The organism is Roseovarius sp. S88 (genome assembly GCF_037023735.1).
Classification (GTDB): Bacteria; Pseudomonadota; Alphaproteobacteria; order Rhodobacterales; family Rhodobacteraceae; genus Roseovarius; species Roseovarius phycicola.
In genome coordinates this window covers 2,558,385-2,570,855 of the sequence record NZ_CP146069.1, presented here as the reverse complement: position 1 = coordinate 2,570,855, position 12,471 = coordinate 2,558,385, and the positions used below count along the sequence as shown (strand labels likewise).

General features: G+C 58.3%; 11 protein-coding genes and 1 other RNA gene. 3 read left to right on the top strand and 9 right to left on the bottom strand.

Annotated elements, in window-relative coordinates; genetic code table 11:
• Positions 1–40 precede the first annotated feature (40 nt).
• Positions 41–2,476: a GcvT family protein gene (locus RZ517_RS13085; protein WP_338548641.1), complete on the bottom strand. Its 2,436-nt coding sequence runs from the start codon at positions 2,474–2,476 to the stop codon at positions 41–43.
• Between the two features lie 178 nt (positions 2,477–2,654).
• Between RZ517_RS13085 and RZ517_RS13080 the strand changes: the two genes are divergently transcribed.
• On the top strand, positions 2,655–4,187 hold the full coding sequence (locus tag RZ517_RS13080) for a trimethylamine methyltransferase family protein (protein ID WP_338548640.1): 1,533 nt from the start codon (positions 2,655–2,657) through the stop codon (positions 4,185–4,187).
• On the opposite strand, the gene RZ517_RS13075 is transcribed toward RZ517_RS13080, so the two are convergent.
• Positions 4,168–5,148 carry a LysR family transcriptional regulator gene (locus RZ517_RS13075; RefSeq protein WP_338548639.1) on the bottom strand — a complete coding sequence of 327 codons (981 nt, stop codon included), beginning with the start codon at positions 5,146–5,148 and terminating at the stop codon, positions 4,168–4,170. The genes RZ517_RS13080 and RZ517_RS13075 overlap by 20 nt on opposite strands.
• 411 nt (positions 5,149–5,559) lie before the next feature.
• Between RZ517_RS13075 and RZ517_RS13070 the strand changes: the two genes are divergently transcribed.
• The gene (locus tag RZ517_RS13070; protein WP_338548638.1) at positions 5,560–6,162 is read left to right on the top strand and encodes a response regulator transcription factor; all 603 of its coding nucleotides are present in this window, start codon (positions 5,560–5,562) and stop codon (positions 6,160–6,162) included.
• A gap of 4 nt (positions 6,163–6,166) precedes the next feature.
• Here RZ517_RS13070 and argE read toward each other — a convergent pair whose 3' ends face one another.
• The 7 genes from argE to RZ517_RS13035 all read right to left on the bottom strand — a co-directional run bounded on the left by argE (position 6,167) and on the right by RZ517_RS13035 (position 11,700).
• Positions 6,167–7,324, bottom strand: a complete 1,158-nt coding sequence (gene argE, locus RZ517_RS13065) for an acetylornithine deacetylase (RefSeq protein WP_338548637.1) — start codon at positions 7,322–7,324, stop codon at positions 6,167–6,169.
• A 53-nt stretch (positions 7,325–7,377) separates the two neighbouring features.
• An RNA gene (rnpB, locus tag RZ517_RS13060) (RNase P RNA component class A) lies at positions 7,378–7,739 on the bottom strand.
• Positions 7,740–7,752: 13 nt separating this feature from the next.
• Positions 7,753–8,481 carry an N-acetylmuramoyl-L-alanine amidase gene (locus RZ517_RS13055; protein WP_338548636.1) on the bottom strand — a complete coding sequence of 243 codons (729 nt, stop codon included), beginning with the start codon at positions 8,479–8,481 and terminating at the stop codon, positions 7,753–7,755.
• Entirely contained in the window at positions 8,442–9,203 is a 762-nt protein-coding gene (locus RZ517_RS13050) for a hypothetical protein (RefSeq protein WP_338548635.1), read from the bottom strand. Before RZ517_RS13050 ends, RZ517_RS13055 begins: the two co-directional genes overlap by 40 nt.
• Before the next feature lie 34 nt (positions 9,204–9,237).
• Positions 9,238–10,722 (bottom strand): Asp-tRNA(Asn)/Glu-tRNA(Gln) amidotransferase subunit GatA, encoded by a 1,485-nt coding sequence (gene gatA / locus RZ517_RS13045; RefSeq protein WP_338548634.1) that lies wholly within the window; start codon positions 10,720–10,722, stop codon positions 9,238–9,240.
• The gene (gene gatC / locus RZ517_RS13040; RefSeq protein ID WP_338548633.1) at positions 10,722–11,009 is read right to left on the bottom strand and encodes an Asp-tRNA(Asn)/Glu-tRNA(Gln) amidotransferase subunit GatC; all 288 of its coding nucleotides are present in this window, start codon (positions 11,007–11,009) and stop codon (positions 10,722–10,724) included. Before gatC ends, gatA begins: the two co-directional genes overlap by 1 nt.
• Positions 11,010–11,040: 31 nt before the next feature.
• A complete protein-coding gene (locus tag RZ517_RS13035) occupies positions 11,041–11,700 on the bottom strand; it encodes a ceramidase domain-containing protein (RefSeq protein ID WP_338548632.1) in 660 nt (219 codons plus the stop codon).
• Positions 11,701–11,758: 58 nt separating this feature from the next.
• On the opposite strand from RZ517_RS13035, the gene RZ517_RS13030 reads away from it, so the two are divergent.
• Entirely contained in the window at positions 11,759–12,451 is a 693-nt protein-coding gene (locus RZ517_RS13030) for a metal-dependent hydrolase (RefSeq protein ID WP_338548631.1), read from the top strand.
• Positions 12,452–12,471: the final 20 nt, after the last annotated feature.

The window sequence follows — 12,471 nt, the reverse complement described above, 5'->3', positions numbered from 1 at the left end:
GGTAAACAAGTTCCGCAAAATGGCAAGTTTGCTGACGCTTCTAACCGCGCGGCAGGGCCATATCCGGGTCATATGGCGAAGCAGGGATCACCTTGGCGGGGGTGAGATGGCCAATGATGTCGATACGTGTTTCCTGGCCTGCCTCAGAATATGCTGGATCTACAAAGGCATAGGCCAGATTTTTGCCAACCCTGTGCCCCCAGTCGCCGGAGGTCACTGTGCCAATCACTTTTTCGCCATCCATCACCGACGCCCCGCCATGGGCGGGGGCGTCTCGACTGTCGATTTCCAACGTGACCAGTTTCTTTTGCGGACCCTGCTTGCGTCGGTTTTCAAGTGCTGCCTTACCAATAAAATCCGGTTTGTTCATGCGTACGAACCGATCCAGGCCAGTCTCGAAGGGGTCGAACTCTGTCAGGATGTCGGATTTCCAATGCAGGAACCCTTTCTCAAGCCGCATCGACTCGACGGCCCGAGAGCCGAAGAGGGTCAGATCATGCAGCTCCCCGGCTTGGCGCAAAGCCAGATAGGCGGCGTAAAGTTGGTTGTTGGGAACATGAATTTCATAGGCTAACTCACCGGAAAAGCTGAGAGAAAATACCGTAGCAGGTGCGATTCCGATGAAACATTCGCGCACGGAAAGCCAGGGGAATGCCGTTGCTGACCAATCTCCACGACTTGCCGATGACAGCACATCACGCGCCTTGGGCCCAGCCAGCACAAGGATGGTCTGGTCATTGGTCAAAGACCGGATCTGCACATCCTCATCAGGGCGTAGATGGGCACAGAGCCAATCCATGTCATGTGCCTCAGACGCCGCCGCAGAGCCATACCAAACCCTGTCAGGTCCCCGATCGGAGGCGGGCAGGTTGGCGATGGTGCATTCCCCCTTCACCATGCCGTGGTGGTTGAGCAGATAGGCCAGACCCGCACGACCAGATTTGCGCGTCACGGGACCACAGACCATACGGTCGAGGAAGCTATGGACATCTGATCCGGTCAGCTCGAAGCGGTTAAAGCCGTTTACTTCGGTTAATCCCACGCCGGTCTGAATGGCCTTCACCTCTGCCGCGACCACATCGAAGGTTTCATTGAAGCGGAAGGAATGGGTTTCCTTGAAATCAGGGGATGGTTTGAAGAAATCCACGCGTTCCCAACCGTTTACCACGCCAAACTCAGCCCCTTCTGCTGCCAGAACCGGAGTCAGGGGCGTGGTCTTGATTGGGCGACCTGCTGGGCGGTGTTCATGCGGGAAATGGAAGCGGAATTCGTTCTGGTAGTCTTCAATGGCCTTCAGTGCGGTGAGTTCCACATTGCCATGCCCTGTGAAGCGTCGCGGGTCCAAAGGCCAGGTGTCATAGCACGCCTCACCATGCACAATCTGTTGTGCGTGCAACCAACCATGTCCGCCGCCTTCTCCAAGACCGGCGCGCAAGCCAATGATACAAAACGCATTTCTCTTACCTGGGATGGGCCCAACCAGTGGTGCGCCATCAATCGTATAGGTGATCGGGCCGTTGACCACAGTGTGAATGCCGGTGTCGCGCAACGCAGGCATGCGGGCAAACGCGCCTTCAAGCACGTCCATCACGCGGTCTAGGTCATCCGGGCATAGCGCATTGACGAAATTGGGATCAATCCCGTCCATGCCCCAGGTTTTGCAGTCTTGTTCGTAAAACCCAACGAGCAGCCCGTTCTTTTCCTGCCGGCAGTAATAATCGCTAATGGGGCAGCGGATCAGAGGCATACGGTGTCCCGCATCCATGATTGCCTGGATCGGCTCAGTCAGGAAATACTGATGCTCCATCGACATGACCGGGTGATGCACGCCCATCATCGCGCCCACCTCGTTCACGCGGTAGCCGCAGGCGTTGACCACCACCTCGCAACGGATGTCGCCCTGTTCGGTGTGCACAGTCCAGCTGTCATCGGCATGCTGGGTGAGGGCGGTCACAGGCGTGTTGCGATAGACCTCAGCGCCTGCCTTGCGCGCACGCCGCGCCAGCGCCTGACAAAGCTGCGCGGGGTCGATATCGCCGTCCAGCGGGTCCCACAGCCCGCCAATCAGGTTGTCGGTGGAAATAAGCGGATGCCGCCGGGCGCATTCCTCGGCATCGATCACTTCGAAATGCACATCCATCCCGCGCGCCATCGAGGCGAAGTGACGGTAGCCCTCCATATGCGCCTCGGTATTGGCCATGCGGATGCCGCCATCGCCGTGGTGATAGTTGATCGGATATTCAGGATCGTCCGCCAACTCTTTGTAAAGATTTATGGAATGTGTTTTCAGTCCGACCATCGTCTGGTTCATGCCAAAGTTCGTGACCTGCGCGGCAGAGTGCCATGTCGTCCCGGATGTCAGCTCGTTACGCTCCACCAGAACGACATCGGTCCAACCTTCCTGTGTCAGGTGATACAAGGTCGAGCATCCGGCGATACCACCGCCGATCACCACGCACCGGGTCTGAGTTTTCATGGCTCCACTCCAAGCTGTTCATGTGGTTAAGGCCGGGAAATCGTCTTTTCGTCAATCATGCGGGCAATGTATTCGAAAAATTCGAATTAGATTTACGACTTATTGATCTGACTTCGAATTCACTTGCCGGTTTGTGCCGAATGCCGCTCCATGAAGCAGTGCATTGAGGAGGTCGCTTATGCCAAATGAGGCCAGAAAACCGTCGCGTCGGTCCGGACGCCGCGAACGGCTGGCCAAGGCAGCGGCGCCACCTGCGATCAACCCAGCGCCACCTGGACAAGTTGGCGGCCAATACAAGCCACTCATGGACACCGATCTGCAGCAGATTTTTGACACTGCGCTGCGCCTGTTAGAGGAGCTGGGGATAGGGGAGGTGCCGGACCGGCTTGCGGCGCTCTTTCTTGCAAATGGCGCGCATGAATTGTCCGGAGACCGTATTTCCCTGCCGCCAGATCTGATCAAGTCGGCGATTTCCAGTGCCGCCAAGACGTTCACCTTTCAGGGCCGGGACCCGGCGCGCAGCATTACCGTGGGCGGACAGGCGGTGCATTTTGGCACAGGCGGGGCTGCGGTACAGACGCTTGACCTTGAGACCGGGCTTTATCGTCCCTCAACGTTGAGCGACTTGCATGATTTCACCCGGTTACAGGACACACTGACCAACGTAAGCTGGTTCACCCGCTGTTGTATCGCCACGGATGTCGAAGACCCTTACGATCTGGATGTGAACACCGCATATGCGCTGATCAGGAACACTACCAAGCCCGTTGCGACGGCATTCACACTGCCTGAGCACGTCGCGCCGATTGTCGAGATGTTTGATATCGCGTCGGGCGGAGACGGTGCTTTCGCAGAACGTCCATGGCTCAAGGCACATATCAGCCCGGTTATCAGCCCGATGCGCTATGGAGAGGACGCTGTAGATGTGACGTTTGAGTGTCTGGCGCACAACATCCCCGTGTCGCTCATCACGGCCGCTCAGGCTGGGGCTACGGCACCGGCCACGCTTGCAGGGTTTCTGGCGCAGTCATTGGCAGAAACGCTGGCCAGCCTTGCGATGGTGCATGTGATCAAACCGGGCCATCCGATGGTCTTTTCCAACTGGCCGTTGGTGATCGACTTACGTACCGGGGCCTTTGCCGGGGGCGGGGGAGAGATTGCCGTGCTCAACGCGGCTTCGGCGCAGCTGAGCAATTGGCTCGGACTGCCCAGCGGTGTCGCCTGTTCGATGTCGGACGCCAAGGCAATCGATGCGCAATATGGTGCTGAGAAAGGGCTGACCTCGCTTGCGGCGGCGCTGGCAGGGGGCAATCTGATCTATGAAAGCTCGGGCATGACCGCCTCGCTTTTAGGGGTCAGTTTCGAGGCGTTTATCCTCGACAATGAGATGCACGCCGCCACCTATCGCGCGCTGCGCGGTGTGGAAGTGTCCGAGGCCAATCTGGGCTTTGACGCGATTTGCGATGCGGTGCTGGGCGAGGGGCATTTCCTGGGCGGGGCGCAGACGTTTGAGGCGATGGAGCGCGACTATGTTTACCCAGAGCTGGCCGACCGGGACATGCCGCGCAGTTGGCAAGAAAAGGGCGCGCCCGATGCCTGGAGCGTGGCGCGTGCCAAGGCGCGGGAGGTTTTGCAGACGCATCAGCCAAACTACCTGACGCCCGAACAAGACGCCGCCATCCGCGCGCGGTTCAAGATTCTGAGCGATTGACTGGCAGCAATCGAAAGGCATCCCGCAACCAGGGTTCCGCGTCGATCACGGGCTGCACCGCGCGGGTCTCAATTAGCCGCCGCAGGGTCTCGGTAACCGTTTGCACCACCACAGGATCGGCGAGTTCGGTGGCATAGATCGATAACGTGCGCGCAAATCCCTTATCGGGGAACGGGGCCAGCCGAACCTGACGATGAAACCGCTGCGCACGCAGGTAATTCATCGGCGTGGTGATGGCCCAACCCGCGCCTTCTGCCACAAGACGCATCAGGGTTTGAGTGCTCTCGAATTCGTACTGATCTGACAGATCCCGGTTGAGGCGGCGCAATTGCTGTTCGATCTGCCGGGCCATGAGCTGATTTGAGGAATAGCGCAGAAACGGCAGGTCGGTTTGTCCAGCTATAAGCCGGTTCTCGGCCAGTTTGACGCCAGCAGGCAAAGCCAGAACGTAGGGGTCACGCAGGATGGCGTGTTCGCTCAAGGCGTCCGGCACGGACTGCGGGCGTGCCGCGAGGCCGACGTCAATCTCCTGCGCGCGCAGCATCTCCAGAATTTCGTGGCTGGGCCGGGTGAGATGGCGAAACCGGCATTTCGGCATGGCGGTGGTCAGGTGACGTGCCAGTTCCGGGGCGATGTCGCCGTCAAAATCCTCGATCAGGGCCAGCGCCAGGGATCGCGTTTCGCCGACCGATCCGGCCTGAGCCTCAGCTTCAGCTTTGCGAATGAGCTTCAGGGCGGCGTCCACATCCCGCTGAAATAACGCACCTGCGGCTGTGACGCGCAAGGGACGGCGGCTGTGATCAAAAAGCGCTGTGCCGAGTTTGGTTTCCAGCGACTTCAGATGATGCGAGACGGTGCTAACGGACAGACCGGCCTGTTGCGCGGCAGTCTGTACCGAGCCGCTTTGCGCGGTCATCAGAAAAACCTCAAGCCATCTGAGGCTGAGCTGTGATGGTTTCATGCGACAATCTTCGAAATATATTTGAGTAGTTCGAATAAAGCCTTTGATTTTATCGAAAGTAAAGCTGCATCGGATCTTTGTTTAGCGGTCAATCGAGAGCCGGGCAGATCGCAAGTGCCAGAGAGAATCATCTGCGAAATTTGTAAGAAGCGCTCTCTTCACAGACAAAAACGTGCGGGAAACAACCCACATTCAAGTCAGAAGCCCCTACCGCTATCCGCCGAAAACAAGTAAACTAGGGCCGTTGTTTCCATTCGTGGTAAATTCGAAAGCACTTGCCCGGTTTGTCTCGAAGATGAGATTAATCCACGACACAGCTTCATTGTGTGGCTGGGATAAGTGCCTGTAGTCTTGATCTTGTTAATTAACACTCGGCCGCTGCTATTACGCGGCATGAACACGGAAATAGAAGTGTCGAAGATACTATTCGCTGGCGGCCATGATTTGGTACGCGAAGCCCTGACAGATTATTTGCGCAGGCAAAGCGGCTTTGAAGTTCTGCAAACGAAGAACGTTGAAGCCGCCAGCGATCTCTATGCCAAAGACGGCCCTTTTGACCTTGTGCTGCTCGGCTGTCTGGGAACGGACAGCAAGGCGCTTGATGGCCTGTCGCAGATGCGGTCGCAATACGGGTGTTCCGTGGCCATATTGTCGACGAAGACAACATCAGAAGCCGCCCAACGCGCCCTGGATGCCGGGGCGTCCGGGTTTTTGCCGAAAAGCCTAAAGCCGGAAGCCATGGTGGCCGCCATGCGTTTGATGTTGTCGGGCGAGGTGTTTTCTCCTGATGCGTATCTGACCGAAAACGCGCCTGCCGGGGCCGTACAGCTTACACCGCGCGAACGCGATGTTTTGCAGGGTCTTGTGGCGGGCAAGCTCAACAAGGAAATCGCGCGCGATCTGGATATTCAGGAAGTCACGGTAAAGCTTCACGTCAAGACTCTGTCGCGCAAGCTTTCGGCCAAGAACCGCACCCACGCTGCCATGCTGGCACGGGATATGGGGCTGGTTTGAGGGCTCAGGCGATGCGGGCGGTGAGCCGCTCCAGCATGCTGACACATTGGGAGAGTTGGTCTATCGAGACGTTCTCATCCGCTTTGTGCGCCTGTTCGATAGACCCCGGCCCGCACACCACCGCGGTCAAACCAAGGGTCTGAAAAATCCCCGCCTCCGTGCCAAACGCAACCAGATCAGCCCCATTTGCCCCTGTCAGTTCCATAAAGATATCGCGCGCTTCATTCTCTGACGCGGGTTCCAGCCCTTCAACTTCGGCGATGATCTCGGTGACGATCCCGGCCTCGTCCGATATGGCGCGCATGTCTGGCAGAAGCTCGTCTTCGCAATAGCGTTCAAGATCGGATTTTACGTAATCCGCATCTGATGTTTGCACCGGGCGCATCTCCCAATCCACAGAGGTGCGTGAGGGGATCACATTGTGGGCGACGCCCCCATGCAGCGCGCCGACATTGATCGTGGTCCAGGGTGGGTCGAACCGGCTGTCTTTGGGGGCACGGGCGCGCAGTGCGTCTTTGAGATGCAAGAGCCGCGTGACATAGCGCGCGGCATATTCGACGGAATTCACGCCCATGTCGGGCGCTGATCCATGCCCGGCCAGCCCGGTGAAATGCGTGGAGTATTCGTAACAGCCTTTATGCCCCTCGATCACGCGCATGGACGTGGGCTCCCCGATCAGGGCCACACCCGGGCGTACGCCCTTGGCACGCAACTGCTCAGCCAGGGCTTGAGCACCGAAACAGCCCGACTCCTCGTCATGAGTGAAGGCGAAATGAATAGGGCGCGCTCCGACGCGCTCGGCAAAGAGAGGGGCAAGGGCAATCGTTGCGGCGATAAAACCTTTCATGTCGCAACTGCCGCGCCCGTAGAGCCGCCCTTCACGTTCGTCCATCACGAACGGATCGCTGGTCCAGCTTTGATCGGACACAGGCACCACGTCGGTATGACCAGAGAGCACAACACCGCCGGGCATATCAGGCCCCAGTGTGGCAAAAAGATTGGCCTTCTTGCCCGTCTCGTCATGGTAAATGCCCACGCACGCACCAACGCTGTCCAACCGTTCTGCCAGATAGGCAATCATGTCGAGATTGCTATCGGGCGAAATCGTGGGAAAGGCGATCAGGTCGCCAAGGATCGCAATTGTGTTCTGAAGATTGTCCATGCGTCGACTGTGTGAGGCATGCATCGATGCGTCAAGCGTTCAAAGCCGTGAGTAAGCGCGGAGGGCCTGTAAGCCGGATTCTGTCTGACCCCAAGAGGGGTGAGACGGCCATTCATCTGCGCCTGCGATTGCCCGCAGGCTCTAGCTGCCAACCCGGACCACGGGGCCAAGGCGGCCCATATGCGGTCCCTATTTGGCATTGCTCCCGGTGGGGCTTGCCATGCCGGTCCGGTTGCCCGTCCCGCGGTGGGCTCTTACCCCACCGTTTCACCCTTGGCCCGGAAGTCCGGGCCGGTCTGTTCTCTGTGGCGCTTTCCCTCGGGTTGCCCCGGCCGGGCGTTACCCGGCACCGTTGCCTTGTGGAGTCCGGACTTTCCTCGCAAGGTCACCCTCACGCGGCCGTCCGGCCCTCCGCGCGATCCAAAGCTTTAGGCGGCGGCGGGCGGGCCGTCAAATGGAAAACGCTGGGCAAGATCGGCCATCAAGGCGCAATCCCTGGCATCAAGAGGGCCATCCTTCCACGGGCGAAACCGGCTTCGGAAGGCTTGTAGAATACCATTGTCTGTCGCCTCAGAGGAATAGCCGAACTGATATGCAGAATAGGTGAATTCTTCTTCGTTATCATGATCTTGCGGCCAAATACTCAAGCCATTCGCGGCCAACCGGTACCAATCAAATCGCGGACCGGGATCGTATTTGCGATCCGGGGCCATGTCCGAATGTGCAATCATCCGTTCCGGCGCGATTCTATGCCGGTGCATGACATCGCCCAACAGGTGCTCGAGCGTCGTCATTTGCGGTTCTGGAAACGGATGGCCGCCAGTATTGGCCAATTCTATCCCAATGGACCGGGAATTGACATCCGTCACATCCCCCCATCGCCCGGCCCCGGCATGCCAGGCGCGCATGTCTTCTTCAACCAGCTGCCAGCAGGTTCCGGTTTCGGAAATCAGGTAATGCGCCGAAACTTCAGCCTGAGGATCACAAAGCCGGTCTCGCGCAGCATCGCAGCTCTCCATTGCCGTGTGATGCAAAACCACAATATCAGGCACCGACCCGTCGCGCCGCGGGCCGAAATTTGGAGACGGATGCCAGATCGGCTCTTGCGCCAACGTTGTCAGCCACCCACCGCCGCGCGGAAGGGGCGTGGGTCCCATGCGCAGGCGTAGCCATCCCCGTCGGGGTCAAGTCCAAGCTTGTCCCGTGACGGGCCACCATTTTCCAGGAAATCACTCTGTGCAAGGTCAGGCGAAGCGTATTTGGCGCAGTTGCGCTCGAAGCGGGCCGTCTTGTTGATGCCCACCCGGCTATGGATCTGCGTGCCCACCGAGTGTTTGGTCGACAGCGCATATTCCACGATGTTTGGCCCGGCGCTGCCGCTGCGTTGGGGCAGGGCGGTAGGTTGGACTACTTTGTATTGCGCGCGATTCTGAGCGATCAACTCGGCATCGTCGTCAATAGAGCGCACATTACCCACAGCGTTGAAATCGTTCTCCGCTGAAATGCCGGCATCACCCGCGACGGTTTGCGGTGCTGGGTTCGAGGGGCTGGCATGCACGATGGCTTCGCCGGAATTAGCGGCTGTTTCAGCCAGTCGTGCACGCGTTTCAGCTGCCAGTTCTTCACCGGTACTGCCCGTTGAGGGCTGACTGCCCGCCGCATACGCTGTGCCAGATCCCGGGGTTTCGTCTGATATCGCTCCAGCGGAAGGAACGGCATTTCCTGCCAGGGCCGCATCACGTGCACGTTGTTGTTCAAGATATTGATCGTAATTGCCAAATCCCACACCAGCACCGGTGTTCGGAACGCCGCTATCTGGCACAGGGGCGGAGCACGCGGCCACTGCCGCAAGCGCGGTTACGCATAGTGAAAGTCGCATCTGCATCGGTCCTGCCGTTTTGTTTTGGCGGAATTTACCACCATTTCGTGGGCTTGGCTACAAATCCTGCCGCATTTTCCAGCGCGTAGGCGGTATTGAGCAAATCGCCTTCCTCCCAAGGACGCCCAATCAGCTGCAGTCCCAGAGGCAGGCCTTGCTTGTCAAGGCCGGTGGGAACCGCGATGCCGGGCAGGCCTGCAAGGTTTACTGTCACGGTGAAGACATCGTTGAGATACATCTCCACCGGATCGGAAGTTTCGCGGCCCAACTCGAATGCCGCCGAGGGCGTGGCGGGTGTCAGGATAGCGTCAACGCCCTGATCAAACACCTCTTCAAAGTCGCGCTTGATGAGGGCGCGAACCCGGCGAGCACGGTTGTAGTAGGCGTCATAAAAGCCAGCTGACAGCACATAAGTGCCAATCATCACACGGCGTTTGACCTCGGCCCCAAACCCTTCGGCGCGGGTCTTTTCATACATTTCGGTGATGCCATCGCCCTGCGCCATCTGCGCCCTATGGCCATAGCGCACGCCATCATAGCGCGCGAGGTTTGACGAGGCTTCAGCTGGCGCAATCACGTAGTAGGCGGGCAGTGCGTATTTCGTGTGCGGCAGGCTGATATCGACAATCTTGGCGCCTGCATCGGCCAGCATGTCCTTGCCCTGCGCCCAGAGTGTTTCGATCTCGTCCGGCATCCCGTCCATCCGGTATTCTTTTGGAATACCGATGGTTTTTCCTTTGATGTCGCCGGTCAGCATCGCCTCAAAATCGGGCACGGGCAGGTCGGTCGAGGTGCTGTCCTTGGGGTCGTGGCTGCACATGGTTTCCAGCATGATCGCCGCATCGCGCACGGTTTTGGTCATTGGTCCGGCCTGATCAAGGGACGAGGCAAACGCCACAATGCCCCAGCGGGAACAGCGCCCATAGGTGGGCTTGATGCCGGTGATGCCGACAAAGGCTGCAGGTTGACGGATCGAGCCGCCGGTATCGGTGCCGGTGGCACCCAGACACAGGTCTGCAGCTACGGCGCTGGCGGAACCGCCCGACGAGCCACCCGGCGTGAGGGCTGTCTCTTCGTTGCCGCGCCGCCAGGGATTGACCGCATTGCCGTATACGGAGGTCTCATTGGAGGACCCCATGGCAAATTCGTCCATGTTGAGCTTGCCCAGCATGACCGAGCCTGCGTCAAACAGGTTCTGGCTGACGGTGGATTCATACTCCGGCTTGAACCCGTTGAGGATCCCCGATGCGGCCTGTGATGGCACGCCCTTGGTGCAGAACAAATCCTTAATTCCCAGCGGGATACCGCACATGTTTGGCGCATCACCTTTAGCCAGGCGCGCGTCGGCTGCCTTGGCCTGCTCGCGGGCCAGATCAGGCGTGTTATGCACGAACGCGCCCAAGGCATCAGCACCTTCAATGGCGTTGAGGCATGCTTCGGTCAGCTCAAGCGAGGTGACATCCTTGGCGCGCAGTTTGTCGCGGGCTTCGGCGATGGTCAGCGTGTTGAGATCAGACATTATTCCACCACCTTCGGCACGGCAAAAAAGCCTTCTCGCGCGTCGGGCGCGTTCGACAGAACCTTGTCCTGTTGATTGCCATCCGTAACTTCGTCCTTGCGGCGTTTGAGGCGCATGGGCGTGACCGACACCATCGGCTCGACGCCCTCCACATCCACCTCATTGAGTTGCTCGATGAACCCAAGGATCGTGTTGAATTCCTGCGCCAGCGCAGGCAGGTCGTCTTCTTCCACCCGGATACGGGCAAGTTTGGCCACTTTGGCGGCGGTCGCGGTGTCAATGGACATGCGTCTCTCCGTTGCGGTTTTCGCCTTGCGTTTAGCCTTGTGCCGCTGGCGGCGCAAGCCTGTGACGACGATAGATTTCGATCATCCAGGCCAACAGGATAGCGTTAAGGATGTGCCAGAGGAAATGCGTGCCAAGCGGCAGGGTCTCGCAAAGCGGCATATCCAGACTTCGGAAGGTGAGCGAGAGCACCAAAAGACACGCTCCGATGGCCAATCCACGAGACAAAGGCGGGTTTGCGTGCAACAGGATGGCGTAGATTGCGATGAATATTGGGACGAGCAGATAGCCTGCTGATTGCCCATAGAGCGGCAACGATTGAAAAGCTGGTATCAGCGAGGCGGACAGGGGCAAAAACGCCATCATGATTCCGAGGGACCACAAAGTGGACAAGCCCAGAAAATCGCGGCTGGCCGTAAAAATGTAGATCAGTATGAACGCAACAATTGGAACAACATCCAAAGCGCCAGCCCAGGGTTGCGCAAAGGTGTGAAAGAGGAAGCTGCCAATTCCGATGAGGCCCAATACGCCTGTGAGGGTCCAGGCCAACGGAGAATGCGTTGTGCGGAGCCGATACGCCATCACAAGAGCTGCGATGACAAAGGCGGCATTGGTTGCGGCGTTTACGGGTTCTGCCCAAAAGCTCGGATCAATGCGTTCGCAATACCCATCAACATGTTCGGTCCACGTCATCTTGGTTTGCTCTGGGCCTTTGTATGGATAGATTGAGGTTAATCATAGGAGGGTTCTCATGAAAATCATCTGGCTTGGCCATGGCAGCTTTCGCATCGAAATTGCAGGGGAGGTTTTGCTCATTGATCCCTGGCTGACTGGCAATCCGGTGTTGCCGGAGGACAGTCATGAGGCAGCGGTGGCGGGGGCCACACATATCCTTTTGACTCATGCGCATTTTGATCATGCGGCGGATTTACCGGATCTGGCCAAGCGTTTGGATATCCCGGTGGTTGGCCAGTACGATCTGATGTCCTGGTGGGAGGAAAGCCAGGGCGTGGCGACCGTGGGCTTTAACAAAGGCGGCACGGTGCAGCTGGGCGATGTCGCGGTGACCATGGTCAATGCGCTGCATTCCTCAAGCTTTGGCGGTCCGAATGGGCCACATGTGCCCGGCACGGAATGCGGCTATATGATCGCGGGTGAGGGGCATGTGATCTATTTGTCGGGTGATACGGATGTGACGGCGGATATGGGCGTGTGGAACGATCTGCACACGCCGGATATCGGCATTCTGTGCGCCGGCGGGCATTTCACCATGGATATGCGCCGCGCAGCTTATGCCGCCAAGACGTTTTTCAGTTTCAAGACGGTGATCCCGTGTCATTACAAGACTTTCCCGATTCTTGAGCAATCGGCGGATGTTCTGAAAAATGCCTTGCCCGGGTTGGATGTCATTGAGCCTAAGGTGATGCAGGCGATTGAGATCTAAACGGAGCCAAGTCTTTTCTG